27 protein-coding genes and 2 pseudogenes are annotated in these 26,091 nt (G+C 44.6%); 23 read left to right on the top strand and 6 right to left on the bottom strand.

The genetic code is table 11. The features are described 5' to 3' along the window. Positions 1-64: 64 nt before the first annotated feature. From MKHDV_RS08285 to MKHDV_RS08305, 5 genes are all read right to left on the bottom strand, one after another. On the bottom strand, positions 65-1,234 hold the full coding sequence (locus MKHDV_RS08285; RefSeq protein ID WP_160714176.1) for an MBL fold metallo-hydrolase: 1,170 nt from the start codon (positions 1,232-1,234) through the stop codon (positions 65-67). A gap of 24 nt (positions 1,235-1,258) precedes the next feature. Further along, positions 1,259-2,662 carry a hypothetical protein gene (locus MKHDV_RS08290; RefSeq protein ID WP_160714178.1) on the bottom strand — a complete coding sequence of 468 codons (1,404 nt, stop codon included), beginning with the start codon at positions 2,660-2,662 and terminating at the stop codon, positions 1,259-1,261. An 84-nt stretch (positions 2,663-2,746) separates the two neighbouring features. Then, on the bottom strand, positions 2,747-2,944 hold the full coding sequence (locus MKHDV_RS08295; RefSeq protein WP_160714180.1) for a hypothetical protein: 198 nt from the start codon (positions 2,942-2,944) through the stop codon (positions 2,747-2,749). An 18-nt stretch (positions 2,945-2,962) separates the two neighbouring features. Next, positions 2,963-3,637 carry a FadR/GntR family transcriptional regulator gene (locus MKHDV_RS08300; protein ID WP_160714182.1) on the bottom strand — a complete coding sequence of 225 codons (675 nt, stop codon included), beginning with the start codon at positions 3,635-3,637 and terminating at the stop codon, positions 2,963-2,965. Between the two features lie 289 nt (positions 3,638-3,926). After that, positions 3,927-5,207: a diguanylate cyclase gene (locus MKHDV_RS08305; RefSeq protein WP_160714184.1), complete on the bottom strand. Its 1,281-nt coding sequence runs from the start codon at positions 5,205-5,207 to the stop codon at positions 3,927-3,929. Positions 5,208-5,913: 706 nt separating this feature from the next. Between MKHDV_RS08305 and MKHDV_RS08310 the strand changes: the two genes are divergently transcribed. The 18 genes from MKHDV_RS08310 to MKHDV_RS08395 all read left to right on the top strand — a co-directional run bounded on the left by MKHDV_RS08310 (position 5,914) and on the right by MKHDV_RS08395 (position 18,630). Next, a complete protein-coding gene (locus MKHDV_RS08310) occupies positions 5,914-6,123 on the top strand; it encodes a hypothetical protein (RefSeq protein ID WP_160714186.1) in 210 nt (69 codons plus the stop codon). A gap of 230 nt (positions 6,124-6,353) precedes the next feature. Beyond that, a complete protein-coding gene (locus MKHDV_RS08315; RefSeq protein WP_160714188.1) occupies positions 6,354-6,776 on the top strand; it encodes a hypothetical protein in 423 nt (140 codons plus the stop codon). 178 nt (positions 6,777-6,954) lie between these two features. Then, entirely contained in the window at positions 6,955-7,536 is a 582-nt protein-coding gene (locus MKHDV_RS08320) for a hypothetical protein (RefSeq protein ID WP_160714190.1), read from the top strand. Further along, complete coding sequence (locus MKHDV_RS08325) at positions 7,536-8,216, top strand: phage baseplate assembly protein V (RefSeq protein ID WP_160714192.1); 681 nt, start codon at positions 7,536-7,538, stop codon at positions 8,214-8,216. Before MKHDV_RS08320 ends, MKHDV_RS08325 begins: the two co-directional genes overlap by 1 nt. Positions 8,217-8,558: 342 nt before the next feature. Beyond that, positions 8,559-8,897: a GPW/gp25 family protein gene (locus MKHDV_RS08330; protein ID WP_160714194.1), complete on the top strand. Its 339-nt coding sequence runs from the start codon at positions 8,559-8,561 to the stop codon at positions 8,895-8,897. Next, positions 8,894-9,781 carry a baseplate J/gp47 family protein gene (locus tag MKHDV_RS08335; protein ID WP_160714196.1) on the top strand — a complete coding sequence of 296 codons (888 nt, stop codon included), beginning with the start codon at positions 8,894-8,896 and terminating at the stop codon, positions 9,779-9,781. The genes MKHDV_RS08330 and MKHDV_RS08335 overlap by 4 nt, the downstream gene beginning before the upstream one ends. Then, positions 9,778-10,329, top strand: a complete 552-nt coding sequence (locus tag MKHDV_RS08340) for a phage tail protein I (protein ID WP_160714198.1) — start codon at positions 9,778-9,780, stop codon at positions 10,327-10,329. The genes MKHDV_RS08335 and MKHDV_RS08340 overlap by 4 nt, the downstream gene beginning before the upstream one ends. 8 nt (positions 10,330-10,337) lie before the next feature. Further along, positions 10,338-11,150 (top strand): phage tail protein, encoded by an 813-nt coding sequence (locus MKHDV_RS08345; RefSeq protein ID WP_160714200.1) that lies wholly within the window; start codon positions 10,338-10,340, stop codon positions 11,148-11,150. Then, positions 11,113-12,018, top strand: a complete 906-nt coding sequence (locus MKHDV_RS08350) for a hypothetical protein (protein ID WP_160714202.1) — start codon at positions 11,113-11,115, stop codon at positions 12,016-12,018. The genes MKHDV_RS08345 and MKHDV_RS08350 overlap by 38 nt, the downstream gene beginning before the upstream one ends. 1 nt (position 12,019) lies before the next feature. Beyond that, entirely contained in the window at positions 12,020-12,598 is a 579-nt protein-coding gene (locus MKHDV_RS08355) for a hypothetical protein (RefSeq protein ID WP_254060432.1), read from the top strand. Then, positions 12,595-12,936, top strand: a complete 342-nt coding sequence (locus MKHDV_RS08360) for a hypothetical protein (RefSeq protein WP_160714204.1) — start codon at positions 12,595-12,597, stop codon at positions 12,934-12,936. Before MKHDV_RS08355 ends, MKHDV_RS08360 begins: the two co-directional genes overlap by 4 nt. Positions 12,937-13,028: 92 nt before the next feature. Then, complete coding sequence (locus MKHDV_RS08365; RefSeq protein ID WP_160714206.1) at positions 13,029-14,231, top strand: phage tail sheath C-terminal domain-containing protein; 1,203 nt, start codon at positions 13,029-13,031, stop codon at positions 14,229-14,231. After that, positions 14,231-14,743 carry a phage major tail tube protein gene (locus MKHDV_RS08370; protein WP_160714208.1) on the top strand — a complete coding sequence of 171 codons (513 nt, stop codon included), beginning with the start codon at positions 14,231-14,233 and terminating at the stop codon, positions 14,741-14,743. Before MKHDV_RS08365 ends, MKHDV_RS08370 begins: the two co-directional genes overlap by 1 nt. Positions 14,744-14,926: 183 nt before the next feature. Beyond that, positions 14,927-15,169 carry a phage tail assembly protein gene (locus MKHDV_RS08375; RefSeq protein WP_160714210.1) on the top strand — a complete coding sequence of 81 codons (243 nt, stop codon included), beginning with the start codon at positions 14,927-14,929 and terminating at the stop codon, positions 15,167-15,169. Between the two features lie 123 nt (positions 15,170-15,292). Then, a complete protein-coding gene (locus tag MKHDV_RS08380; protein WP_160714212.1) occupies positions 15,293-16,990 on the top strand; it encodes a phage tail tape measure protein in 1,698 nt (565 codons plus the stop codon). Further along, positions 16,977-17,441 carry a phage tail protein gene (locus MKHDV_RS08385; protein WP_254060433.1) on the top strand — a complete coding sequence of 155 codons (465 nt, stop codon included), beginning with the start codon at positions 16,977-16,979 and terminating at the stop codon, positions 17,439-17,441. The genes MKHDV_RS08380 and MKHDV_RS08385 overlap by 14 nt, the downstream gene beginning before the upstream one ends. After that, positions 17,438-17,644, top strand: coding sequence for a tail protein X (locus MKHDV_RS08390; protein WP_160714214.1), 207 nt, complete (start codon positions 17,438-17,440; stop codon positions 17,642-17,644). Before MKHDV_RS08385 ends, MKHDV_RS08390 begins: the two co-directional genes overlap by 4 nt. Continuing rightward, on the top strand, positions 17,638-18,630 hold the full coding sequence (locus MKHDV_RS08395) for a contractile injection system protein, VgrG/Pvc8 family (RefSeq protein ID WP_160714216.1): 993 nt from the start codon (positions 17,638-17,640) through the stop codon (positions 18,628-18,630). Before MKHDV_RS08390 ends, MKHDV_RS08395 begins: the two co-directional genes overlap by 7 nt. Positions 18,631-18,856: 226 nt before the next feature. On the opposite strand, the pseudogene MKHDV_RS08400 reads toward MKHDV_RS08395, so the two are convergent. After that, a pseudogene (locus MKHDV_RS08400) lies at positions 18,857-19,018 on the bottom strand (transposase); the annotation flags it as partial. A gap of 395 nt (positions 19,019-19,413) precedes the next feature. Here MKHDV_RS08400 and MKHDV_RS19185 point away from each other — a divergent pair. From MKHDV_RS19185 to MKHDV_RS08420, 5 genes and pseudogenes are all read left to right on the top strand, one after another. Beyond that, a pseudogene (locus MKHDV_RS19185) lies at positions 19,414-19,656 on the top strand (multicopper oxidase domain-containing protein); the annotation flags it as partial. Continuing rightward, on the top strand, positions 19,654-21,615 hold the full coding sequence (locus tag MKHDV_RS19190; RefSeq protein ID WP_371416023.1) for a multicopper oxidase domain-containing protein: 1,962 nt from the start codon (positions 19,654-19,656) through the stop codon (positions 21,613-21,615). The pseudogene MKHDV_RS19185 and the gene MKHDV_RS19190, both read left to right, overlap by 3 nt. A 1,086-nt stretch (positions 21,616-22,701) precedes the next feature. After that, positions 22,702-23,808 carry a site-specific integrase gene (locus MKHDV_RS08410; RefSeq protein WP_160714222.1) on the top strand — a complete coding sequence of 369 codons (1,107 nt, stop codon included), beginning with the start codon at positions 22,702-22,704 and terminating at the stop codon, positions 23,806-23,808. Positions 23,809-24,212: 404 nt separating this feature from the next. Continuing rightward, positions 24,213-25,715, top strand: coding sequence for a hypothetical protein (locus tag MKHDV_RS08415; protein ID WP_160714224.1), 1,503 nt, complete (start codon positions 24,213-24,215; stop codon positions 25,713-25,715). A gap of 18 nt (positions 25,716-25,733) precedes the next feature. Continuing rightward, entirely contained in the window at positions 25,734-26,084 is a 351-nt protein-coding gene (locus tag MKHDV_RS08420) for a hypothetical protein (RefSeq protein ID WP_160714226.1), read from the top strand. Positions 26,085-26,091: the final 7 nt, after the last annotated feature.

A 26,091-nucleotide genomic window follows, 5' to 3' on the forward strand; every position in this document is an offset into this window, starting at 1 on the left:
CGTTTATAGGTGGTCTGCCCCGCTATGAAAAGCAGGGCAGACCTTTATAGATATAGGAAGTTATTTAGCAGCCGAAAGTAATTTTATCGCCGTTGCCAAGGTAATCCTTTGAGGCAGAACGGAAACGAGCAGTACCCCGAACAACAGGATAACCAGCCTCGATAAACTTCTTAGCGGTAAGATGACCGGTGCAATGGTTGCAGCCGATGCGCTCAAAGCCCCATTGGCCGAGGGAGATCACAAGGTCGTCATATTTCGGGTCCCAGTCCTCGAAAGGCGAGATATGCAGGCCACCATAGATGCCGTAGAACTTGTCATTATCATATTTCAAGTTGGTGTAGGCAAAGTCTGCAAACTTGAGGATGCCCTGATGACAACAACCGGAGATCAGTACTAGGCCGCGATCCTTAATGTTGAACGCGAGAGAAGTTTCACCGAATACACGGTTGATGATAGGTACGTCGAATTTAAGTACTGCCATGCCCGGTACAATTTCAGTAATGGGTTGGTCTACAATGGTCAGGTCGCCCTTGTAGCCACAATCTTCAATGTACTGGAGACCTTCTTCATAAAAGCCATCGTGAACATACAACGGGATGCGGTTGTCATATTTCACGGTTGCAGGCAGACCCCAGAAATGATCCCAGTGTTCATGCGAGATGATCAGGGCTTCAATTTCTTGATCGCGCAGCATTTTGTCGATGCCTTCGCGCTTAAAGCTATCTTCCATCCATTCGTAAGACCAACCAGTGTCTAGTAGGTATTTATGGATGGTTCCGTCCAGAGCTTCTACTTCGATAAGGCAGGAGTAACCCCCGGCGTTATCAGGATGCAAAGCGAGCTCTTTCTGGATTTCCCAAGCTTTCTTTAAGTCGTTTGGAAGCAGTTCTTTGATAGAACCGATGCCTTCTTCGTAGTTACCCTGAGCTGAGCCTTTGCCGTTGGCGAACGGTGGCCAGTTCAAGGTGTACTGGTTAACGAGCAGACCGCCAGCTTCATGAATATCGCCGATGAGGTGTGCGTTGTTAAACCAACTTGTTTCAGAAATGTTGGTCACACGGACATTGCGGCATGCACCGAAGTCGTGCTGTTTACGCTGCGGTTTCTCAAGACTGTCATAAGCCATCGGGCTATAGGAATACATACCCATACCAGCAAAAGCGCCTGCCACAAGGCCGGTTGCGGCTCCTTTGACGAAGTCGCGTCTGCTGAGGTTCTTTTTGTCGTTGCTCATTCTATCGCTCCTTATTCCCTGCGCTTACTTAATGATGGTGAAGTTGGTGCCAATCCACGGCAGAATACTGATCACAGCGAAATAAAGCGCCAGACCGATAGCCAGACCAAAGATAAGGCCTTTGGCAATACCCGGGGACCACTTCACGTCATGTGCAACAACTTCTTCCTTGATTTCTTCAAGCTCTTCTTGGGTTTTAGGTACAGCCTTCCAACCAGGCCAACCGTCCATGAACCAGACGTTGATCAAGAAAATGTTGATCAGCCAGATCATAGGAATCATCGGGAACTGCTGTGGGTGGGAAATACCTTTCTGAGTGCCAAGGAAGAGATGAGAAGTTTTGTAGTAAACTACATAGACAAGCACAGCTAAAGCAGCTGTCAGCAGGGTACGGATGCATACATTGACTGGACGACTGAACTTGGTCGGCCAGTTTCCGCAATAGAAGTTGAGGAACAGCGTTGGAACAAGCCAGAAAATAGCCATTTCGCCAACGTGCAACCAGCGCCAGTCCGGAGCCATAATACGACGGGTGCCGCGAATGGTTTCGCCCCAAACGAGATCCTGTGCGTAGAACAGGAAAAAGCACAGTGCAACGGCGATGGCGATAATTCCAAAGAAGGACGTTGTGCGGCGCAGCGCATTGTTCTTAATAAGGTTGAAAGGGTAGCGTTCCCAAATAGTTTCATAAACCCAAACAATTACGGTACAACACATAATCCATGCGATATGGAAGTTACCGGAAACCGTATTGGCAAAATCTTCCCAATAAGGCGGACAAATTGCGGTGAATTTTTGCCAAGGGTAAAAGAGAATCGCCATGTGGGAGTGCATGGTCAAAAAGAAGACAATCATGCTGAAGAAGAACGTTACGAGGACAATTGTAATGCCTCGAGCAGGCTGTTTTAAGTCTTGCCACGGTGCATTTTCACACGCAACAACCCAGCTTGGAGAAAGCCAAGAGGCAATTGCCGCAAACATCATAATGGCTTCAGCTGCATATTCGATAGAATAAAAATCCGTGATGCCCATAGCTTCAAGCCGTGCAGGGTTGAAGTAAGGGATACCGAAGTTACCAAGAATTTCTACAAAGAAGCCTTTCATAAGAATGATCATGGCTGCGACGCTGACGAGTGTAAGCACCGAACCTTTAATCAAAGGATGCGTCTTTTGGAGCCATGATCGTTTAAACGGCCAAAAATCAAAAATATAGGCCACCCAGATGAACAGAATCAGGAGCCAACGGCAGACCATGTAACCCACATACGGGGTATACATGCGCATAATTCCGCGCGGGTCTTGGAAAATCCACCAAGTTACATAAAAGAATGCAAAAATGATAATCGTATTAACCAAAGCCGGAATTGGGCCATTCCAGCGTTTGACCAATTTTCGACTTTCAAGGTAGCTGAAACTACTATTGTCCATGTTACTAATCCTTTACGAGTTCGTCGCGAAGGTGATCAGTCCTCGTGTCCCAACTACGCTATTCTAGAGTTAGGTTGATGGTTTCTATTCGGAAACCAGTTCTTCTAGTTGCCCGGGTGTTACTGTAGCCGGGTCAATTCCCAGTGCCATGGCGCGCAAAAATCGCTCGTTTTCAGTCATCGGAGTCTTTGGAAGTGATTCCTTCTGGTGAGCAGTTTCTGACACATTCTTTTTCTGGCTTTTTCCGGGAATGAGGCGGCTAAAAAATTCTCTTCGTTTCATAACTGTTTTCTTTTCTTATTATTCAGGAAGAATCAGCTGATAGAACGTTTGCATACAACGTTCGGCAAGCGTTTCTGCCTGATCGGGCTGGCCATTCTTCAGGGCATTGAACAGTTCCACATGATAGGCAAACAGGGAGTGTATCTGCACTTCTGAAAGGCTGGTTCCACCGTGCTCAATATTTTGGGAGGCCTTGGCGAGCTCTTTCATGAGCAAGATGAGGTAGTCGTTTCCGGAGACCTCTGCCAACGCCAGAAAAAATCCGATGTATTCGCGACTGACTGTTGGCAAGTCGAAATTAACAATAGCCTCACCAAGTTTTGACGTGGCTGTTTCCAGTTTTCCAATGTCATTGGCTGAAAGGCGGGACGCTTCGGCTCGTGCAAGCTTTGGTGCCATAAACATGAGAGTCTCGATGATTTGGCGGTTCGCGATGAGGCTTTTGCGCCTGCGAAGCATTTCCCAGCTGATGCGGCCTTCCTTGCTTTTCAGGTAGCAGCCACTTTTTTCGCGGATCTCTAAGTATCCCATGGTTTCGAGATTACAGAGTACTTCTCGAATGGTGTTTCGGCTTGTGTTGAACATTTCGGCAAGACGGCGTTCTCCAGGTAGCCGATCTCCAATGGAGAAAGAGCTACCCTGAAGCATTGCTGTAATCTTTTGACAAAGAAGTGGTCGTTGCGTTGAAGCCATATCTAGTCCAACCAGTTTTATGTTTGTAAGCGCTAACTGTCGCCTGAATGTTCTTTTATTGAGGCAGAACTCGAAGGGCAAGGGATTGTAGGATATTTGCAGACAAACTGGTTGAGCCAATTTCTGTGTCTCATAGTCTGTAGTGGTCATGACGGCATTATAACTGTCTGAAATAGAACAGTATGACCTGTTGTCTGAAACAAGGGGGAATGGGGCAAAAAAAAATGGCGCAGCAGAGTTTTTTCTGTTGCGCCTGATAATTTTTAGCAAAGTGGTTGGGCCAGTATTGTTACCTGTCGCGCATACAGCGCTTAAGGTTCTTCAAAAATTCTTCGTGAAGCGCAAGCAGCGGGGCGTTCGCGTCTGGATCGTAGCTCTGCCCTTTCGTGGAACAGAAGATAAGAACACTTGTTAGGACATCTTTTTCATAAAAAGGTTGGGCATAGTAGGAACGAATGCCGCGCGGAATGAAAAGTGCCCAGTCTATTGGCTTAATGCTCTTGGATGTTTCCATGACCACGTGGCTTTGTAGGTCGAAACGGACAATGTTTTCGGCGATGGACCCTTCGTATGGATGGATATGGTTTTCCGACACGGTTTCAAAGGGTTCTCCAGCTCCTATAACGACCACGGTATTCTTATCAATGAAAATGCGAGACAGCATAATGGCATCCGTTGGGGAGTCGGAAGGGAGTGCCTTGAGCATGGTTTCTAGTAGCTCTTTTATGGTGCTACATTTCCGCATAGATTTTGTGATGGCTTCTAGCGGTACTGCCTCATTACCGTGAACTGGGGTGCCTTTGCACGTAAGGCAGTCATTGTTGTGTTTCATGGTGACCCACAGCAAGTTTTCCTCGGCGTGGGCAATTGCCTGTATGTGAGTAGAGCATTGGTGGCTTCTGCCTTGACTGTCAGACACGTTAAGCTTGCCACTCCAGCTGTCTGAGAAAATAAGCCCTTCGTACACTTGGTGCAGGGTGGTGCTGGTGTTGTGTTGCAGAAGTTTCTGAAAAGTCAAAGAAAGCAGCTTGTCGTCATCATATTGCAAAAACTGTTTGGCTGCTTTGTTAGCGGCACGGACGGTACGATCCGAAAAGTGGATAAGCAGTACGGGATCTTCGATGAGATCAATTTTGGTAGAAAGCGTGGGCATGCCATCGGTGGCAAGTACAGTGTTTACCTGTGAGGAAACGTCTATGAGCACGCCAATGGAACAACTGTGGTGATTAGGGTCCGGCATGGAGGCAAGTTTGAACCATCCGGTTACACCTTTTCCAAGGCGTAACCGGAATACGCACGCAGCTTTGATGCGGTTACGAATCTGCTTGTAACAGCTGTTAAATTGTTCCCTGTCTTCAGGCAGAATCATCGTTTTAGCAAGTTGAGTGTCCTGTAGAATAGCCCGAACTTTTTCCTCGTGTGTGGGAATAGTGTATGAGTTGAGAAAGGATATTTCATTCCTCACAATATCGATTCGCCAGACAATAGCGGGGATGTGTTCAAGATAATCTGCAAGATATGTTTCTGCATTTTCTGCAGCAGACAGATTGCTGTCGGAATGCTTCAGCATTGTATTCCTTGATAAGCTGTATTGTTAACGCAAGATAACTAGCATCAATACCCCCGACGTATCCCATTTGGCAAACAGTTCTTCAGAAGGGATGAGTGTCACATTTCGCTTGATTCAGAACAATGGCCTAACTTATACCACGCAAATTTATAGCAGAGGCAAATTGAAGCTACTGTAGCATTACTATGTAGAGGATTATTTGCTACTGTAGTGAGTAGAATTTTGTCATTACATTACGAGTAATCTTTCTAGCAACATTTAGTAGTGTAAGAAGCAAGCGATAAAGTAGGTTTTACGTATATAAATGTATGCACGTAGCTTGAAATTGTTACCAGTGATAAAAGGCATGTACTTAATCAGTACATGCTTTTTTTTTGTTTCTTAATTCTATAATTAGCAATGTGTGAAAGTAATATGCATGTTTTTTACTTTAAAATGATGAAAAATCTACATGTCTTTATTGTAAAAAGTAAAATTTAGTCATTAAGGAAAATAACTAATATTGAATAATGAGTATGAAAACATCTTTTATGCTTCATGAATTATTTTTTATGTACAAAATGTACGAAGCAATTCAAGTTTATGTATTTTGCTACATTGTTTTGATAAAATAAACAGATCAAATTATCAAAATGAGTTTTAAAAAGAGCATTGGATAGAATGTGTGCGATGTTGCTTTGAAACCATAAGCAAGGAGACGGATAATATGAATGAACAGACACAGGAAACGATCAAGTTGATTTCTGCTGGACTCAAGCTTGGTATTAAAGCGTATGAATCAGCAATGCGGCTTTCTGCTGCCGGTTACGAAGTTCCGGGGGTTGATGAATTTCAACGACGTGCTGCACAGCTTCGCACCTCGCCTAGACGTGCAAGAAATGGGACATATTCATCGCGAATCGTTGGGCATGCATAGCTCTACCAAAGAGGTCGGAAGTGCGAGTCGGGACGTGGTCATCGCTTGTTATGCCTATTTTCTGTAACGGCGGATGGAGACAATTAGTCTGGAAGAAATGAGCGTTTTTCATAACGCATGTGACGTCGATTCTGTTTGCTATTTGCTTTAACGGTACGCGTTTGGTCTGGCTTTACTGTCTGATTGTGACCTCGTTGAGGTTTCAAATTCGAAAAGCAATAAGGGTAGGTATGGAGATGCAGCGGGAACAGTTGCCATTTACGGCACAGGACATTGCGGAGGTTATTGGAGTTGAAAAGACAATGGAACTGGTGCGGGGCAAGCAAAAAACTAAATGTCGGAGTCTCTATGTTCCAAGTCCTAGCCGCATGAAGTCTTCTCATTGGCTGGTTAAGACTATCGGGGAAGAGGCTGCTCGTGAACTTTCTCAGGAGTATGCAGGCGAACCTTTGACTATTCCCAAGTGCTCAAGTGTTATTAAGCTGGAGCGTAATAAGAGAATAATCCAGATGCGGCAGCAAGGTGTCAGGTATCAGGCTATAGCCGACGCCTTGGGGATGAATGTGTCAGCAGTGAAAATGGTCTACAGTCGATGGATGCATGCTCAGAGTCGTAACAGTGTAACGTACAAAAGTAACACTGGGATAGCGTAACTTACTGAACTTGTAAGTGAAAAAATGGCTTTAAGAAAGAGTGGTCACAAATTGCATTGGAAGCGTTGCGCGGAGCTATGTACAGCTGCACCATCGGGAAATGGAGCGAAAGCCGATGGTGCGTGAAAGCGTGCTTTTGGCATCCATAAATCTTTCACTGTCTTGAGACGGAGCAGAAATGGAAAAAGATTTACAGCAAAACAATAATAGTGGGGTGACAGTTGAGGAGGTGCACAACGGTATTCTAGAGGCAGTACGCACCGCTTTTCCGTTGTTCCAGACTGTTGAGGATTACACTTCCTTGGCAATAGATACTGAAGGAGGTTCGGGTAATACGCCGTGTCCGCTACCAGCCTTTGTTTTATCCATGCCTTCATTTGTTCGTGATACTGAAACGGGCAATGGTCTGTTGGCGGTCGATTTGCATTTTGAAGGGCGTATTTTGGGAGCGTACGACGGAGCAGGTAAAGAGAGAAAGCTTCGCGAGCTTGTTGCGGCGGTAGCTCTCTTGATTAATGGAAATAACTTCGAGTTGTCCATGAGAGGGACGCGTTTTTTACAAGCTGCACAGGATTCGTCATTACCTGCACTGTCTCATTTGTCACCGTGGTTGCTTGAATTTCGAGTCTCAATATGTCTCGAATCATCAAGTTCTATCGATGATTTCATACCGCCTGAGGAAGTCTATGTATCCATGGCTCCCGAGATAGGACTTAAACATATCGATAAATACACGCTGGTATATAAGAGGGGTGTCTGATGAGTTTTGAACTGGCTGAATTAAATCGGCAGTTTAATAACATGGTGCGGATAGGGACTGTGCATTCTGTTGACTATGGTGAGAACAGAGCGCGAGTGGCATTTGGAGCAGTCGTAACAGATTACTTACCGTGGCTCACAAGAAGAGCTGCGGGAAACCTCACGTATGACTCTTTGGAGGTGGACGAACAGGTATTTGTAATTACGCCTCCCGGGCAAGCTTTGGGTGTAATTATAGGAGTGTTGAACCAGTCTAAGTTCGCTGCGCCGGAGAACAGTCCTGAAATACAGAAAACCGTCTATAAGGACGGTTCTGAAATTATGTACAACAGATCAACTCATAAACTTACTGCGGCCATTAAAGGTGATGTTTCAGTTGTTGCGACAGGGAACATCGAAGCGGCAGCAGGGAAAAATATATCTGCTACAGCAGATGATTCGGTAGATGTAACCGCTGGGACGTTTGCAAGCATTACCGCAAAGAATATTGTTTTAAATGGTCAAACGATAATTAATGGATCGCTTTCTCAAGGTGGTGGCAGCAATGGAGGGAGTGCATCTTTTAATGGTTCTCTACATACGACTGGTAAAATTACTACGGATAGCGATGTGGTAGCGAATGTCTCATTGAATGGGCATACGCATAGTTGCAGGGAAGGCGGGACTGGGTCGCCCAGTTAGTTATGACGGGTGAATGGCTTAGCTGGTTTACTGGCTGGAGTGTGCAGACTTTTTCTTTATTCGAGATTTGTCCTTTGTTATGTGATTGATGTCACTTTTGTGCGTTGTTCAGTTTGTGATTCTATACTGCTAAAATATGATGTAATATAAATATAATCGCAAAATAGCAATGTAACTAAATATAAAAAGGCATTGTAAAAAGCTAAAAGTAAGCTTTTTGCAATGCCTTTTTTACATGATGAAGACGTGATGTTGGTTTATATATGAAGAAAAATATGAATTAAATATCAAAAGTCACAAAGTGCATTGGAATATATCTTTCCACACTGCTAGTTTGCACTCATGAATGGCATTAATAAAGAAACGGGAGAGAGGCTTTCTGGCATAGAGCATTTACGGCAGTCAATTTGCGATATTCTGTCAACCCGAATTGGAACTCGTGTTTTAAACCGAGAGTATGGTTCGCGGTTACCGTCACTAATTGATGCGCCAGTGAATGCTGAAACTTCCCTTGAATTTTACGCTGCCACCGTAGAAGCGTTAAGTCGCTGGGAGCCGCGTTTTAAACTAACAAGCGTGCGTATTGCATCGGCGTCACACGGCGTTATCGCACTCAATCTGGTGGGTGAATACTTGCCGGATGGTAAGCGAATTACGCTTGAGGGAGTAGAGGTTAAATGAGTGCATTCAATGCGATCAATCTTTCACAACTCGCGCCTCCAAAGATTATTGAATCTTTGAGCGTAGAGCAAATTCTTAAAGAGCTTATTGCGTATCATGAAGAGCTAGATCCGGATTTTACGGCGCCGCTCCCTTCTGATCCTGCATACAAGGTCTTTGAAGCTAATGCATACAGGGAGCTCCTATTGCGTCAGCGAATTAATGAGGCAGTGAAGGCAGTACTTGTTGCCTATGCTACCGGTACAGATTTGGATCATCTGGCGGCTTCGGTTCCATTGCAGCGCAAGTTGCTGGATGCAGGCGATCCTAATGCATACCCGCCAACACAACCTGTGTATGAGGCTTGTGATGATTTTCGGAAGCGTATTGTGATGGCTCCGGAAGGGTTCAGCACAGCAGGGCCAGAAGGTGCCTACACCTTTCATGCACTGTCGGTTGTGGGGGTAAAGGATGCACATCCGCATTCTCCTGCACCTGTGCATGTTCAACTGTACGTGCTGGGTAAAGAGGAGAATGGGGTTCCGGAAAAAGCTATTCTAGATAACGTTGCTGCAGTTTTTTCTAAAGATGTTCGACCATTCACTGACTATCTTGAGGTACTACCTGCTGTTATTCAGGAGTACGAAGTCGTGGCAACAATTCACATTTTACCTGGGCCGTCCTCAGATACAGTTTTGAAAGAAGCGCGGAAGAATTTGGAAAAGTACGTTACCGACAACCATAAACTCGGTACATGCATTGCCCGTTCCGGTATCGATGCAGCCTTGCACATTGCAGGTGTGTCCCGCGTAGACATTGTTTCTCCGTCCGCGGATATCATCACTCAAGGGCATGAGGCTGCATTTTGTACCAAGATTACTTTGGGGCAAGGGAGCAGTGAATGACGCTACTTCCCTCCAATGCCACGAAGTATGAACGAGCGTTAGAGAAAACGTGTGCCCGCTCGTTCTCGTTACCTGTCCTCATCAACACATTGCGAAACCCGTTTGAATGTCCATTGGAGGCTCTTCCATGGTTGGCGTTTGAATGGTCGGTTGATGAATGGGATGAAGAGTGGAGTGAGGAGCAGAAAAGGCAGGTAACAGCGCGTTCTATAAGTGTGCACAAAAAAAAGGGCACATGCGGAGCTGTAGAGGAAGCCCTAGGTGCATTGGGAATTACTGTCCGTGCAATTCAATGGTGGGAAACAGAGCCGAAGGGCGTATCTGGAACGTACGACTTAGAGGTGCAGCTTCCGGCCGGCTACAAAGCAGACGAAGCAACCTATCAAGAGGTTGAACGTGTTGTGACTGCGGCTAAAAATTGCCGCTCTCACCTTGGCAAAATTGCTCTTACTCCAGCAGCATTGAAACAGCAGCCGATTGTATCCGGAGTTGTGTTTTGCGGTGAAGTTGTGACTATTTATGAGCTTGGTCGAATTAAAGCAAACTAGGAAACGGTATGCCTGATTTTTACACCGTAGTGACTGATACAGGACTTCAAGCATTAGGGCTTGCATCCACACAAGGGGAGAGTTTTTCTCTTACTCAAGCAGTTGTGGGCGATGGGAACAGTTTAGCCGTTATTCCCAATAAGGGGATGACTACACTTGTTAACGAAGTATGGCGCGGAGATGTCTTAGGAATAAAGGTTGATCCTGACGATCCTAATACCTTCATTTTTGAATTTGCCATTCCAGCCGATACAGGTGGCTTCACCATTCGAGAAGTTGGCTTGTTGGACGAAAGCGGCAAGCTGTTCTGCATAGGTAATTTTCCAGAGACCGAAAAGCCTGTTGCCGTAAATGGTTCTGTGCGTGATTTGGTGATTCGTTTACCTTTGCACTTTGAAAATGCAGAGGTTGTGAATCTCGTTATCAACGCTGCTGTTGCCCTCGCAACTAAACAGGATGTGGCTGATCACAATGCCGATCCGCAAGCGCATCGGTTAGCAACAACTGCACAAACAGGTTTTGTGCGTCTCGCTACAGTGGAAGAACATAAAGCTGAGACTGCACAGAATATTGCTTGTACTCCGTTTGGTGTATGGGAATTGCTCAAGTCTTTAATGAGCAGCGCATATACGTCTACCAGTACAGCAAAACTAGCAACCTCAAAGGCTGTGAATGAAGTCTACAAGAAGTTCACAGTACACTTGGAGGATGCCACCCCCCACGGCTTGCCACTTGATGAAGGTGAAGCATGGCAGGTTCTTATAAAGCAGGAAGACGGTAGTATTGCATGGGGGGGCTGTTACTGGTGTCCCAGTTGGTGAACTTTGTTTTTCGACTAACAACGTAGCGTTGCCCGGTACGGTTCCCGTTAACGTAAAGCAAAAAATACGTTGTGCTCTTTACCCACAGCTTTTTGAATGGATGAAGGGCGGAACGCACCTTACGGATGAAGCAGCATGGGATGCCGAAGCAGCCGCACAAGATGGTACATGCGGCAAGTACTGCTGGGACGGTGGAGAGTACTTCATTCTGCCATGTTACACAAAGTATTTTGCGGCTGCACATGGAGATAAGGCGGCTGGTGATTGGGCAGGGGATGCTATCAGGAATATCACGGGGTCATTTGTTGCAAAAACAAGTGGAGCATCGTCTGGGGCATTTAAAGGGACACCATACGGTGATCCAGATGTTGGCGGTGGAAGCAAAACCTACACTACAATTACGTTTGATCCATCAAGAGTTGTCCCAACAGCTGAAGAAAATCGCCCAAAAACCGCCTACGTTCTGCCATGTATCAAAGCGTTTGATGTGGCCCTAAATGCCGCACAACTTGATATGCAAGCACTGGCGCAACAGGTAGCGGCGATTAATGGGAATAAGGTTGATCGTTCCGAATGGGTGGAATTGGTGCCGGGTAAGGCATTCAAACGACCTGACGGAATAATTGAACAATATGGAACAGTGCAAACATATCTAGAAACCTCACACCCAACGATCACACTTCCTACGGCGTATTTAAACGATACTTATAAAGTTTTTGTAACAATATCTGTATCAAGCACAGCAATTGGCAATATGTCGGCATATGCACGAAACATATCACCAACACAGTTCCAAATTTTAACCGATGGGTATGGCACTACAACGCAACCCAACATAACTGTTAACTGGTTCGCTGTGGGGAAATAATATGACAATCTTCTTCTCAAAGACAACTAAAGGTTTTTACCTTGAAGGTACTGCATCATTTGCATCATGCCCAAAGGATGCATGCGAGATTACAAAAAGTAGCTATCTAGCCCTTCTTCAAAAACAAGAACAAGGAAAAATAATTCAACCAGACGAATACGGCTACCCTGTTGCAGTTGTTGCAGTTGTTCCAGTGCCCAAACTGGAACTTACACTTGATCAAGTCCGCACCGCAAAACAACGCGAGATCGCCGCCGCACATGATGCGTTCCTTAAAGTGCAAAGCAAAGAATACTCTGAAATGGAGCGGCAAACATGGGATAGCCAGCGCACTGAAGCAAGTGCTCTTCTCGTTGATCCGCAAGCAGATGCCCCACTTGTTCGGGCTATTGCCAATGCGCGGGGAATGGATGTGGTAGAAATGGCGCGGCGTATTCAAGAGAACACACAAGCATGGTCAGTCCTTGCAGGGGGTGCCACGGGCCAGCGCTTAAAGTATCAAGACGCACTGGAGGCTTACGCCACCGTTGAAGAGATAGAAGCTATCAACCCAGTGTTTAATTTTCCGGAGGCAGAATGAGACTGCTAGCGCCTCAAACATATGAAGAAGCTTCAGAGGAATTAAAAAGCCGAGTCTGTAACGGCTGTGGGCCAGCTGGATTTATCGGGAAGTTGGTACCTGAAAAGCTTGCAGGCGCGGGCATTTCTGAAGCCTGTAATATTCATGATTGGATGTATCAGGAGGGTGAGGACAGGCAGAAGGCAGATCTATTCTTTTTGGCAAATATGATTTTCATTTGTTCTCGCAAAAGTAAGTGGTTGTTGCCGCTTCGGGCATGGCTTGCTGTCAAATTCTTTTTGGCTGTGTTTTACGCGGGTGATGAATTTTTCAATCATTCTTTAACACCTATTAGTTAGTGATTTTTACAAAGGGTCAAGGGGCGAGCTCCTTGCGGGTGGAGGGCAGAGCCTCCTCGCCGAAGGCAACATTTTATAGTTAAGGATGCATAATGAGTACTGATTTTTTACATGGTGTGGAATTTATTGAAATTGATGAGGGTGGGCGTCCTGTAAAAGTAGTGCGTTCTTCTGTGATTGGTCTTGTAGGTACTGCTCCGGATGCAGATGAAACTGAATTTCCGTTGGATACTCCGGTATTGATCTACGGCAGCCCGCGTAAGGCTGCTCAGTTGGATACTAAAGGCACTCGTGCAGGCACGCTGCCGAATGCAATGGATGCAATTTTCGACCAGCATCACGGTTTGGTTGTTGTTGTCCGTGTTGCGGAGGGTGCTGACGATAAAGCTACCATGACCAATGTTGTGGGCGGTACTACAAATGAAGGTATGAAAGGCGTGCATGCCTTCCTTGGTGCAAAATCCAAGTGTGCAGTAAAACCGAAAATTGTGATTGCGCCAGGCTTCACTCATCAGCGTTTCGAAGATCCTGATAATTTAGGAACATATCTTAAGAACCCTGTTGCTGCAGAAATGGAAGCAATTGCTGAGAAACTCAACGCAATCGCGATCAAAGATGGCTGTAACACTAACTCCGAAGCAGCAATGCAGGATGCAGCGTTGTTTGGATCTGCGCGTACCTACATCGTTGATCCTTTTGTCACTGTGTATCGTGACGGTGCATTTGTGGATGAACCATCTTCTGCCCGTGTTGCCGGTGTTATTGCCCGTACTGATGCGGAAAAAGGCTTCTGGTGGTCTCCTTCCAACAAAGAGATTCTCGGCATCTCCGGCGTCGCGCGTCCTGTTCCATTCGAAGTTGGTGATACTGCAAGTGAAGCCAACGTGCTTAACGAAAAGAAGATTGCCACCATCATTTGCGAAGATGGCTACAGACTTTGGGGCAACCGCACTACTTCCAGTGATGCGCGTTGGTCTTTCCTTTCAACCCGTCGTATCGCGGATATGATTAATGAGTCTATCCAGCAGGCTCACATGTGGGCAGTCGATAGACCGGTAGGACGCATTTATTTTGAAGCGGTGCAGGAATCCGTAAACCAGTTCTTACGAACTTTGGAACAGAAAGGTGCCATTTTGGGTGGCAAATGCTGGGTTGATGCAGAAATCAACAGCGCAAGTGAGATTGAACAGGGACATACCTACTTCGATTTTGATTTTACTCCAGCTTATACAGCAGAACGTGTGACATTCCGCAGCCGTATGACTAACGGCTACGTTGAGGAGGTATTTAAGTAATGCCAGTAGCAGAAAATGTTTTAAAAAGCGCTAACTTGTTTGTGGATGGTCGCGGCTTTGCCGGTAACCTTAAAGAAGTAAAACTTCCAGATTTGAACCTGAAGCTTGAGCAGTTCCGCGCTGGCGGTATGGATGCACCGGTGTCTCTCGATAAGGGGATGGAAGAACTCGTTACGACCTTCTCTACCACAAAGCTTTGCAGTGAAACTCTTGGTCTATTCGGTGCACGTAAGAACGAAGGTGTACAGTTTACAGTAAAAGCTAGTCTCGAAAGTTACAATGGTACGGTTACACCTGTGACTGTGAATATGGTTGGTACAATTACAAAAATTGCTCCAACAGCATGGACAGAAGGTGGCGAGGCTTCCACTGGATACACTGTGAATCTGAGCTATTACAAATATACTCAGGATGGCAGTGTGGTGCATGAAATTGATGTGCTGAACATGAAGCGCATCATCAACGGTACAGACCAGCTTGGAGAGCATCGTAAGAACCTCGGATTAAAATAGGCTAATGGTCATTCCTTCTTTGGCGTACCGAAAGGTACACCCGCTCTCGTAATGCGTAGCTGCGGCTGAGTCGGGGTTGTTTGGAAAAAGTCAGATGCTCTCGTAGCAATATTTTGATGTGCATCTGGCTTTTTTCATGCGCCTAATCTGTTCTTCTTAAATATAAAAATGAAAAGGTGAAAAATGCGTACTTCTCAGATTGAATTGAAATATCCGGTTACTGTTGATGGTCATGAATACTCCACTCTCACTATGCGTGCTCCTAAAGTACGTGACCAAATTGTAGCGCAAAAAGCAGCTGGTAAAGAGGATATGGAACTGACCTTGTTTTCGAATTTGTGTGAAATTTCAAAATCCGTGCTCGAAGAACTTGAGATTGCGGATTACAACCAGCTTCACGTGGCTTACAGCGATTTTTTGTCCTAACGCCTGAGCTGGCGCGAAATTATGTGCTGTATCTTACCCGTTATACAGGGTGGGGATACAATGAATTAATGGACTTGTCGTGCGAGGAACTTGCCATGTGGGTACATGAGGTAGGGAGGCTGAATGACAGCTAGAGTAGAGACTGTAATGGTTGAAGTTGGGGGCGCAATTGCGCCCTTACTTGATTCTGTGGTGGAGAGTGCAAAGGGGAAACTCTCAAAGGTTGGTGAGTCTTATGATAAGTTAAAAAAACAACAGGAGAAGCTGAGTGCAATTAAGGGCAACGAGAGCGTTCAGCAGCTCGGTAAGGCTTTTGCTTCATCAGCCAAGAATGCCAAAACTTTTACTAGTGGAATCGGCTTTGCCATTAATATGGGAAAGAAGCTTGCAAGCGTAAATGCCATTACTGCTGGGCAAGCGGCGTTGGCTAAGTCGCTGGGGGTGTCTGCTAAAGGGCTTGAGACGTGGGAAGGTGTGGCTCAAGGGGCTGGGCTTAAGGCTGGCAGTGTTGGTAAGTTCATGAATGAGATGAGCAATAAAATTGGTAAATCTAAACAATTAGGTAATGGGAAACCTTTTGGTGGTGCGCTCAAAAAGATGGGGTTGTCATTTAAAGATATAGAAAAAATGTCACCAGAACAGAAGTTTAAAACAATTACTTCTGCACTTAAAAAACTGGATGACGCAGATCTAGCAAAGTCTCTTGGGAAACAGGTTTTTGGTGGTGATTCCAGTCAGTTTGTTGGTCATATTCGAACCCTTAGTGGGAGTATGGATGAGATCTACAATAAGCAGGCAAAGCAAAGCTTACTTACTGAAGAAGGGCGCCAAGGCGCGGAGAAATATTCAGATGCCATGGGCTCTATAGGTACTGTGGTTTCTTCTGCTTCTGCAGAATTCTCAGGCCTTATTGGCGGGGCACTGGAACCATATGTAGCCACGCTGGCTCCTAAAATTGGTGCGCTTTTTAATGAGCATAGAGACGATATTAAAAAGTTTGGTAAGATGCTCGGCGAGGCTTTGCCAAAGATTGGCGAGTTTGCATTTTCTCTTTTAAATGTAATGACTTCTATTGGTAGTACTGTTCTTAGTGTCACTGATGCAGTCGGTGGTTTCGGAACCGTTGCAGCTATCGTAGGTAGTGTTAAAGCCACTAAATTTTTGGTTTCCGGTTACCAAATGGCTAGTTCGTTATGGGGAATTGGCAAGGCCGTTGCGCCCTTAGTTTCTGGAGCCCTTCCTTATCTTTCGTCGATGTTTATGTCAGTAGGCACAACAATTTCTTTAATTGCGTCTACTGTTTTTCCAGCTCTTATCGCTGGGATTAAAGCCGTAGGGCTTGCAGTAATGTCTAACCCGATTACCGCAATTATTGGTTTGGCTGTTCTGGCTGTAGGGCGGTTAATCTATGCTTGGGATGATCTAAAAAAATCGTTTAAAGAAGGTGGAATTCTAGGCGCGGCTGCAACCTTTTTTGGGATCGGAGGAGATGACGAGGAAGAAGAGAAAAAAACTCCATTTAAGCCCAACTTGACGTCTTCGGTAGGTACGCAGTCAGACGTATGGAGGCGACAGCAAGATGAATCTTGTCATGGAAATTACGCGTATACAGGTGGGCATGCTACACAGACTGTGAATGCTCGATCTTTACCACTGATGCCATCTCCCTCTTCAAACTCAGTCGAGTCTAATCAAAATATTGATAATCGCAATATTACTATCAACGTACATGCAACAGAGGGACAGAGTCCTAAAGAAATAGCTCAGGAGACGTTTGTGGTTCTAAATAATGATGCTGGAGTATTGTATGATGCATGCTAACAAGCCAAGTATTGCGCAGCAAGCGGAGATAGCTAAATTTAATAGGCCAATTATCGTTGAGCCAACAGCGATGATGAAGCTAGGCGACTTTGTGTTTTCTCTAAATACTGCGGCGTTTCAGAGCATGAGCCGTTCGAGTTCTTACAACTGGGCAGAACAGGCTCGGATAGGTACTCATCCATGTTTACAATTTACTGGTGTGGGTGCTGAGACAATCAGTTTGCCGGGGATTATATTGCCGAGATTTAAAGGGGGCTTAAAGCAGGTAGTAGAAATGCGTGCTCTTGCGGGGCATGGAAAACCACTTCAGTTGATGGATGGCTTTGGGGATCTGAAAGGGTTTTGGTGCATCACATCCATAAAAGAGAACGCAAGTGACTTTTTAGCGGGAGGGTATCCCCAGAAAATAGAGTTTACATTGGAACTTAAATATTATGGGGAAAAAGCATGAGTGTCATGTATCGAACGAAGCAAGCCGATGTGTTGGATGCTGTTGTTTTCAAATATTATGATGGGCAGCCCGGAGCACTTGAACAGGTGCTGGACGCAAATAAAGGAATCGCGGATTATGGTGCGATTTTGCCTGCAGGGGTAGAGATTGATTTTCCAGAATTACCTAAGCCAAGCGTAAAAGAGAGCGTGCGGTTATGGTAGTGGGATATGCTCTTGATTATCAAATCAAGGCAAATGGTAAAGATATCACCAAACTGCTACAAGAGCATAGCGCACAAATTACAATTACTGATGCAGCTGGGTACGAATCAGATAAATTAAGTATCCAGCTGAATGATCCAGGAATTGCAATGCCCGCTACCGGTGCAGAACTGACCGTACATCTGGGCGAGAAGGATCGCTTATGGTTTATGGGTAAGTATATTGTAGACGAGGTGGCGTTAAATTTTCCTCCGGACAGTATGGCTATTTCAGCCAATTCTGCTCCGTTTGATAAAAGCACATCTGGTTTTTCTCCTTTACAGTCTCAAAAGAAACGATCTTTTTCTGCTGGAACAATTAATACTCTCGTTTGTACAATTGCAAATGAACATGGTCTTGAGCCGTTAGTTTCTCCTCGTTTAGCTAAGGCCGTATTGCCGCATATTAATCAGATAGATGAATCTGATATGCACTTGCTCACCCGTATTGCGAAGGAGCATGATGCCATTTCAAAGGCAAATGGTGGCAAGTTGCTGTTTGTCGAACGAGGCAAAGGCAAGAACCCGCGTGGGGAAGATATGCCTGTGCTGACACTTACGAAGCAGCAAGTAACGAGTGGGTCTGCTAAACTGTCTTTACGTGGAACGTTTAAAAAAGTTGTGGCAACATATCGGGATACCGGAAACTCTGATGAGGTAGAAATAACTGCTGGGAATGCAGAACCTGTATTTCGCCTTAAAGGTATGTACTCCAGTAAGCAAGCGGCATTTATGGCTGCCCATAAGCGCTTAGATTTGTATAAACGAGGCACATGGACACTGTCTCTTTCGTTGCCACTGAATCCAGACTTGGTGGCAGAATCTAAAGTCATTTTGAAGCAATTTCGTACTGGCATTAATGGGGAATGGATCATCACCAAAGCAACGCATACAATGAGTAATAGTGGTGGTGTGACAAGTGTTGAGGGAGAACTAGTGCTGAAATAAGTTTGCAACGTATCAATATAAATGGCTTGAAGCGATGAGCAAGGTTTGCGAATATTACTGTTAGTATAAAAAAGGCACCCACGTATTTCTACGCAGGTGCCTTTTCTTACATGATATCGAGATCCCACAGCTGCAAAATTAGCGGGTTTTGAGTCTCGCTTCTGGCTTTTTAATTAAGCTTTACGATGTTCTTCTTCAAGCTGGTTTGAGTGACGTTACTTGCTTACCCAAACCTACCATGTTTCTTCCACTTGTAGAACGTAGCCTCTGACATGTTCATCTTACGGCAGCCTTCTTCAACTTTTGTGCTTGGTTCAGCTTGCGTGAGGCGAAAGCTATCTGCGCGTCGGTGACATATATCGTTTTCACGGAAAACTCTCTGAATCATAATAAGCTAGTCTGCCAAGTTTTGTATTCTTAACTGGTTCAGTTTGTTGGGGAGGATTTATACTGACCAAATGCTTGTTAGCCTGCATATAAAGAATAACATTCCAACCTATTACCTATTGATAGGGCTGCTTTTGTAGTATCGTAATCATCCAAAGTAGTTGACTACTCTGGATATGAGTTGTCTCAACAATCGATGCACCAGTAGGAGCCGTGTATGAAAGCGGGTTTATATAATGTCGTTTTGGCTTTATTTTTACTTTTATTCCCAGTTGCTGCACTTCAGGCGCAGGCCAAGCTTGTGGAGTATAACCTTACTATCGCACAGCAGAAGGTAAGCATAACTGGAACTCCTATAGAGTCCGTTACTGTAAACGGGCAGATCCCCGGCCCCACCTTGCATTTTACCGAGGCGATATTGCGCGAATTCACGTTCATAACACAATGGATACTCCCTCTTCCGTCCATTGGCATGGCATGCTTGTTCCCCCTGATATGGACGGGGTGCCATATGTAAGCTTTCCGCCTATTAAACCGCATACCACCTTTACGTATGAATACCCCATCAGACAACATGGAACATACTGGTACCACTCGCATACCGGCTTTCAAGAGCAGCGCGGGTTATACGGAGCCATAGTTGTACATCCTCTTGTTGATACGCCAGTTGCAGACCGTGACGAAGTCATAGTGCTTTCTGATTGGACGGACACTTCACCTGATTTTGTGTACCGCTGGCTTAAACGGGGAAGTGACGCTCCTTCTTTACAAAAAGGCGCATCTCAAAGCATTATTGGAGCGGCAAGCATCGGCATGTTGGGAGATTACTTCATGCGTGAACTGCGCAGAATGCCGGACATAGATATTGCAGATATTGCGTACGACCGTTTTCTAGCTAACGGTATGCCTCAGTCGCACCTATCTGCCAAAGCAGGTGAAACTATCCGTCTTCGGATTATCAATGGTTCTGCAAGCACTTTTTTTCTGTTGGAGTTTGCCGGTGGACCAATGACGATCATTTCTGCGGATGGTCAACGTGTGGAACCTGTTGATGAAAATAGATTTCTCATATGCGTTGCAGAAACATATGACATCGTCATTAAGGTGCCTGAGGATGGAATGTATGAATTTCGTGCCACAGCACAGGACGGTTCCGCTCATGCTTCAGTATGGATAGGAGAAGGCTGTTTGCATGCAGCGAAAAATATCCCGAAGGCCAATTTATATTTTCAGATGGGCAAGCTTTCGTTGAGGCAGATTTTCGCAATTGCTCCTAATGATGTTATGGGGCTGACCGATGCCCGTGTTGCCGCAGGAGATTTTGATACTCCCGGTAAACTGATGCATTCTAAGAAAATGGCTTCTATGAAGCATGAAAAAACTATGAGCCCTGAAATGTCATTAGCCAGCAAGGCAGGCTCGTCCCCAATGCCCGCAGTACCACCGCCCGCCTCGCAGAAAGCCAGAGAAGAAGAGCCTGTTCAACACACAGCCAAAACTGCAAGAGGTGATATCGCTCTTGCCTACCCTGTCCCAGCCTCACCGAGCGGGAAACGTTTTGCATGGGATTTTGGATTACTTGCTTCAGATGTAGCTTCTTCAACCCCACTGGTTGTTGATGGAAGCTCGCCGGAGCGTCCTTGGCCTCCATACAGCAAACTTCGCTCCTTGCATAACACTGCATTTTCTTCAGACAAACCTGTACGAAAAATTCGTCTTACACTTGATGGTGACATGGAGAGGTATGTATGGATGATCAACGGCGAAGTGCTGTCAGAGAGCGATTCTATTAAGATTAAAAAAGGCGAAGTTGTACGCTTTATCATGATTAATAGAACAATGATGCACCACCCGATGCATTTGCATGGTCATTTTTTTAGAGTAATAAATAGATATGGAGATTGCGCGCCGTTGAAGCACACTGTAGATGTCGCACCACTAAGCACAACGGTTATAGAATTTGATGCGAATGAATTTGGAGACTGGTTCTTCCATTGTCATCTGCTCTATCACCTAGAAGCCGGAATGGCTCGTGTGGTTCATTATGAAGGGTTCGAGCTGTACCCTGCTCTTGCAGAGGTGCGTCCTGACCTCTACGACGAAAAATGGACTGCCTTTGGTGAAGCAAATATTTTAAGCAATACCACTGAGGGGTTTGTGGAGGTAAGTTCATCTCGACATATTTTTATGGCAACATGGGAAATAGGTTGGCAGTTAATTGACTATGTGGAATCTGAGTTTGTGGGCACATACGATTATTACGTAAACCGCTTTTTCTCGCCATTTGCGGGTGGCGATATGTTTCTCAATAATACAGACACAGAAGTCGGTCGAGGAGTCCTAGGTATTCGCTACCTGCTGCCGTTTAATATAGATTCGCGCACATGGGTAGATTCAGAAGGTGGAGCCCGCTGTACTTTAGAAAAAACCCTCCAGTTCACTCCGCGTTTTTCCATAAAAGGGGAAGCTCAGTTTGATACACACGATTACTGGGAAGGAATTATTGGCGCATACTACATCATTTCGGATCAATTTTCTCTTATGGCACAATGGCACTCAGACTATGGATGGGGCGGTGGTTTCCAACTTCAGTTTTAACGAATTGATTTCTTCCGTCGTAAAATATGTTGGCGGGGTTAAATGTTGATTACATGGCTGTGAGGGAATCCTTGCAGCCATGTTTGTGTAATTTGGTCTGATGTTTTTATATTTAAACTAAGATGTGAATAGTCTGTATTGCATATATGGATGGACTCATGAATGAATTTTTTGAGTTCATTAAGCTATGACACACTCTTAAATAATACCTTAAACATTTAGTTGTTACAGGCTGTAGTATTAGCTGTTTGAATCGTTATTTGTTTTTTTATCCTCTTAATATAAAAGAAAATATTTTTTCATTTTAAATTTCTCCGTATAGCGTTTGTCACTCATCGACCCTCCTGAAGTTACGAGTTTATAAGTGAAGTGTATCTAGGAAACTAGGGTGATTCAAGCGTGAGATGTTAATGACTAGTGGCATTGCACGATTTTTAAGTTTTTCACTTTTTTCCCAACGTCGTATTCATAAACGCAACGCGCCCCAAACGACCCCTGTGGGTTGAAAGGCTGGAAAGAACCTAGGTGATTTGGATCGATAAATTGGTGCTAACTACTGCCTTTTAGACCTTTCTGCGAGGTCTTGGAGAGGGGGGGGAGTAGTGGAAGCAGCCCCCACCCCTCCCTTGCTACGCGCGTTCGCGGCGTGGGGTAAGGAAGCCGCTAATGCGGCGTCTTTTTTTGGGATACTGGATAGAGAAAAAAGGGGGAGAAATACAGGAATAGAAACCAAAAGCGGGGGAGTAACGGGGGAAGTTAGTCCATAGAACGCAAAAAAGGGATTACGATCCGTCATTAAGACAGTACGTAACCCCTTGAGAATGCACATGGTACCGAGAGGGAGACTTGAACTCCCACAGCTGTAAAGCCGGCGGATTTTGAATCCCGTTACTGGCTTATTTACTGAGTTTAATTTGCTTGTAACTGATTTAATTTTTTGATTAAGTTGTTTAACTGACCTTATTTGATTTTCTCCAAAATTGCGCTATTTGAATAAAACTTATGGGGAATAGTATGGGGAATAACTCCTCTTCATACCACGTATTTTGATCCGCCGTGTATATAAAAATGTGGGGAATACGATCGATGGCAACAGTTAAACGACATAAGACAGATTACAAAGGCGTGTTTTTCATCGAAGGGAAAGACCCAAGTACTGGCGTTCCTGAGAGAATTTTTTACATTCGTTACTATAAGAATGGAAAGTCTGTTGAGGAAAAGGCAGGCCGACAACACAAAGATAGAATGTCACCAGCCAAGGCTAATAGACTGCGCGTTCTTCGGCTTTCTGGAAAGGCTGACTCCAACAATGAGCGGAGAGCAAAGCAGCGTGATGATCGAAGTACAAAGACAGTGGAGCGTCTTTGGGAAGCCTTTTATGAGTACAAGCGTTCTAATCGAAGCATTAATGATGATCGCAATAGATGGAACAGATATTTGTTGAATGATTTCGGGAAGAAATTGCCTGAAGAGGTTGTTACAACTGACGTTGATAAGCTGCGGGCTAGGCTTGAAGATAAAAGGCTTGCTCCAGCGACTGTGAAACAGGCTTTAGTGTTGCTGAAACGGATTTTAAATTTTGGAGCAAAGCGCGGCCTATGTGCGCCTATTAATATTTCTACATTACACTTTGAAATGCCGAAGCTTAACAACATGAGAACAGAAGATCTTAACAAAGAACAGCTCGCAAGTTTATTTCATGTTCTTGAAAACGATCCAAATAGAATGATCGCAAACATGATGCTGTTGGCTCTTTATACGGGAATGCGTAAGGGAGAAATATATAAATTAAAATGGGAACATGTAGACTTCGAGCGTGCGTCCATCTTTCTTGAGGCTCCAAAGGGACAAACTGATCAACGTATTCCTCTCAACTCAGTTGCCAGAAAAGTGCTTGAAGCCCAAATGCATTCAGAAAGTGAATATGTATTTTACGGTCGAAAGAAAGGGCGGCTGCGTGAAGTGAAGTCTTTTAGAAGGATTTGTAGAGAAGCAGGGCTTCCAGAATCTTTTCGACCAATGCACGGGCTGCGGCATGTTTTTGCATCATCCCTCGCAAGTTCCGGCAAGGTCGATATGTTTGCGCTTCAGAAGTTGCTTACGCATAAAACACCAGCAATGGTTCAGCGTTATGCTCATTTGAGAGATGATGCTTTGAAGAATGCTTCCGAGGTTATTGGAGATAGTTATTAGTTGTAAGATATAAGAATGAGAAACGCCTACCTGGTTAACTAGGTGGGCTTTTTTATTGTTAGGTTTTGTGTTGGAAAAACAGGCAGTAGGGTTACTGTGGTGTTTTAGTTAAAAGCCAGCCGTAGCCACATTCTCATTCATACACCTGCTTTGCTGTCCCCTGAGAGTCAACGCGCTTATTAAAACAAATTATTCAGAGGACGATTCAATGCTTGGTAAAGAATCTGAAAGCAGGCAACTTGTTGCCAACCATGCAATAAGTTGCTTGTTTTTTGAGCAATAAGTTGCCAGCTTGTTTGGAGGGTGGTTCTAACTATTTGAGAATAGAAGGCTTTTATAAATTGTATGAATTTTGCTTAGCTCGTACTTGGTCATTCCAATTTATAAAAGAAGGATAGGTAATTGTGAGTCTTCGGCTTGTGGCATCCAGTGCAATGTTTGCAGATGATGCAAGAAAAATAGTTCGCCCTTATGTGGCAGTTCGTAAGCTTCGTGATTCGTTTAGTTCCTCTTGGATTACTATTCAAGGATTTGGGCAGTATGTTACACCTTTGGGAAATCGAGATATTCAGTTAAATAAGCTAGTACGGGATGTTGAAGAAGGTAGGGTTTTTTTACTGGATGATTCAAGCGGCTTTGGAGTCGTGGAAGGCTGCATTGGCGGTAGTGATAGTTTTTGTTCAAGAGTGAATGCGATAAAAAGCTCTGGCAAACGACGGCCAATGTCTGGCGTCAGTTATCAGCCTGTAGATTGTTCCGTTAATATTGATGAATATACTCCAGAACCTATTAAGCCGGAAGAACCAGCCGAACAGCAAGAAAGAACAGAGTTTTTATGCGGTTGGTCTGAGTCTCAAAAGAGTCAATCAAAAGTTGATGTGATTGCTGCCTTGCTTCCAAGTAAATATCAGCAGGATAAACGATCGTTTATAGATAGGCATAATGATCATTTGAAGAGCCATGTTCGAGAAGGTGAGATAATTGTTCTTCCTACGCGGGAGCCAAAGACCGATGAAGAAGTAGCGGAGCTGAATGAGCTAAAAATTGAGGCACGGAAGGTCTCAACAGCGTTACACTCAGTTAGTGAAGAAGAGGCACAAGTTGCGGTACGTTTTTTTCCTTTACTTGATTATTTTGGGACAAAGGAGTTTTACGAAGAGTCGCTTGCCGTAACAGGAAGTATCGTTGCAGGTTTTGGGGCATTTTTTGAGTCCATTGAGGAGACCTTTAGGGCGATTAACAAGCTTTATATTGATGAAGTCGCGTCCCTTGGTTCTGCGAAATTACTTTCAGAAACATTTTACACTAGCCGAGCAAAATTATTTAAGCAACTGGATTCAGGATTACACAGATTAACATTTAATTGCGTTGGAATTCCCGTATTTAAAAAATTGAAAAATACTCTTGGGTTATCGGTAAAAAGTGTCGTCTATCATGGCAAAGATATGCTTAATATTGATGGAGTACTCAAGAGCTTTGCTCCACGGATAAATGCGGTTGTTAAGTGGATAAAGGGAACAAAAACGTTGGGAGTCGTTGGGGCAGTTTTGGGTTCTTTGACATCCATTCCTGTAATCGCAGAGGCTTTTACTTCAGAGAAAGGGCGACCAGTGAAGACGGTTTCAGTTGAAGCCGCAGCAATTTATGGTGGGTATACAGGGGGTAACCTAGGTGCTCAGGTCGGTGCAGGGTTAGCAACATTAGTTGTTGGAGCAGTAAGCGGTGGTCCTATTACGTTAGGGATTGCAATTATTGTAGGAGGTGCCATTGGTGCATATTACGGCGCTCTGTTAGGAAGCGACATTTTCAAATGGGCAGCGGAATCTTTCTTTGATTTTACTGATAGTGTTATTGAGTACGCAGAAGAACATGGTGGCTTTTTTAGCTGGAATGTTGATCAAATATAAGAGGGTATAAGAGGCAATATGATGAGCGGTGTTTTTTTAGAAATGAGAACTATCATGGGGGATGGCCTTTTTATCCCCTTAATGGCTTTTACAACGATTTATTTAGTAAATTTTGGATATATTCATGGGCGTGGAATCAAGAAGCTGGATGCATATTTTGAAAATGGAAAAGATTATAATGATACATGGACGCTTTCAGCGACTTTTCGATTTGGTACGTATTGCCAAGAGTTCATTAGAGGCAAATTGAAAGTTGAAGACCATAATATGAGATGGTGGATGTATTTTAATGCACTTGGTTATATATTGTTTTGTGTTCAACTGGGCTGTTATGTTTTGCTGTCTATCTATCTAAATTTTTTAAGTTAGTTTGGCT

This window comes from Halodesulfovibrio sp. MK-HDV, from assembly GCF_009914765.1.
Classification (GTDB): Bacteria; Desulfobacterota; Desulfovibrionia; order Desulfovibrionales; family Desulfovibrionaceae; genus Halodesulfovibrio.

Excerpts from the sequence above, each read along its gene's own strand:
- MKHDV_RS08285 (WP_160714176.1), bottom strand. The coding sequence starts at position 1,234 with ATGAGCAACGACAAAAAGAACCTCAGCAGACGCGACTTCGTCAAAGGA.
- MKHDV_RS08380 (WP_160714212.1), top strand. The coding sequence starts at position 15,293 with ATGACAGCTAGAGTAGAGACTGTAATGGTTGAAGTTGGGGGCGCAATT.
- MKHDV_RS08375 (WP_160714210.1), top strand. The coding sequence starts at position 14,927 with ATGCGTACTTCTCAGATTGAATTGAAATATCCGGTTACTGTTGATGGT.
- MKHDV_RS08310 (WP_160714186.1), top strand. The coding sequence starts at position 5,914 with ATGAATGAACAGACACAGGAAACGATCAAGTTGATTTCTGCTGGACTC.
- MKHDV_RS08320 (WP_160714190.1), top strand. The coding sequence starts at position 6,955 with ATGGAAAAAGATTTACAGCAAAACAATAATAGTGGGGTGACAGTTGAG.
- MKHDV_RS08330 (WP_160714194.1), top strand. The coding sequence starts at position 8,559 with ATGAATGGCATTAATAAAGAAACGGGAGAGAGGCTTTCTGGCATAGAG.
- MKHDV_RS08420 (WP_160714226.1), top strand. The coding sequence starts at position 25,734 with ATGATGAGCGGTGTTTTTTTAGAAATGAGAACTATCATGGGGGATGGC.
- MKHDV_RS08410 (WP_160714222.1), top strand. The coding sequence starts at position 22,702 with ATGGCAACAGTTAAACGACATAAGACAGATTACAAAGGCGTGTTTTTC.
- MKHDV_RS08300 (WP_160714182.1), bottom strand. The coding sequence starts at position 3,637 with ATGGCTTCAACGCAACGACCACTTCTTTGTCAAAAGATTACAGCAATG.
- MKHDV_RS08355 (WP_254060432.1), top strand. The coding sequence starts at position 12,020 with ATGACAATCTTCTTCTCAAAGACAACTAAAGGTTTTTACCTTGAAGGT.
- MKHDV_RS08385 (WP_254060433.1), top strand. The coding sequence starts at position 16,977 with ATGATGCATGCTAACAAGCCAAGTATTGCGCAGCAAGCGGAGATAGCT.
- MKHDV_RS08345 (WP_160714200.1), top strand. The coding sequence starts at position 10,338 with ATGCCTGATTTTTACACCGTAGTGACTGATACAGGACTTCAAGCATTA.
- MKHDV_RS08305 (WP_160714184.1), bottom strand. The coding sequence starts at position 5,207 with ATGCTGAAGCATTCCGACAGCAATCTGTCTGCTGCAGAAAATGCAGAA.
- MKHDV_RS08390 (WP_160714214.1), top strand. The coding sequence starts at position 17,438 with ATGAGTGTCATGTATCGAACGAAGCAAGCCGATGTGTTGGATGCTGTT.
- MKHDV_RS08340 (WP_160714198.1), top strand. The coding sequence starts at position 9,778 with ATGACGCTACTTCCCTCCAATGCCACGAAGTATGAACGAGCGTTAGAG.
- MKHDV_RS08315 (WP_160714188.1), top strand. The coding sequence starts at position 6,354 with ATGGAGATGCAGCGGGAACAGTTGCCATTTACGGCACAGGACATTGCG.
- MKHDV_RS08395 (WP_160714216.1), top strand. The coding sequence starts at position 17,638 with ATGGTAGTGGGATATGCTCTTGATTATCAAATCAAGGCAAATGGTAAA.
- MKHDV_RS08370 (WP_160714208.1), top strand. The coding sequence starts at position 14,231 with ATGCCAGTAGCAGAAAATGTTTTAAAAAGCGCTAACTTGTTTGTGGAT.
- MKHDV_RS08360 (WP_160714204.1), top strand. The coding sequence starts at position 12,595 with ATGAGACTGCTAGCGCCTCAAACATATGAAGAAGCTTCAGAGGAATTA.
- MKHDV_RS08335 (WP_160714196.1), top strand. The coding sequence starts at position 8,894 with ATGAGTGCATTCAATGCGATCAATCTTTCACAACTCGCGCCTCCAAAG.
- MKHDV_RS08295 (WP_160714180.1), bottom strand. The coding sequence starts at position 2,944 with ATGAAACGAAGAGAATTTTTTAGCCGCCTCATTCCCGGAAAAAGCCAG.
- MKHDV_RS08290 (WP_160714178.1), bottom strand. The coding sequence starts at position 2,662 with ATGGACAATAGTAGTTTCAGCTACCTTGAAAGTCGAAAATTGGTCAAA.
- MKHDV_RS08325 (WP_160714192.1), top strand. The coding sequence starts at position 7,536 with ATGAGTTTTGAACTGGCTGAATTAAATCGGCAGTTTAATAACATGGTG.
- MKHDV_RS08365 (WP_160714206.1), top strand. The coding sequence starts at position 13,029 with ATGAGTACTGATTTTTTACATGGTGTGGAATTTATTGAAATTGATGAG.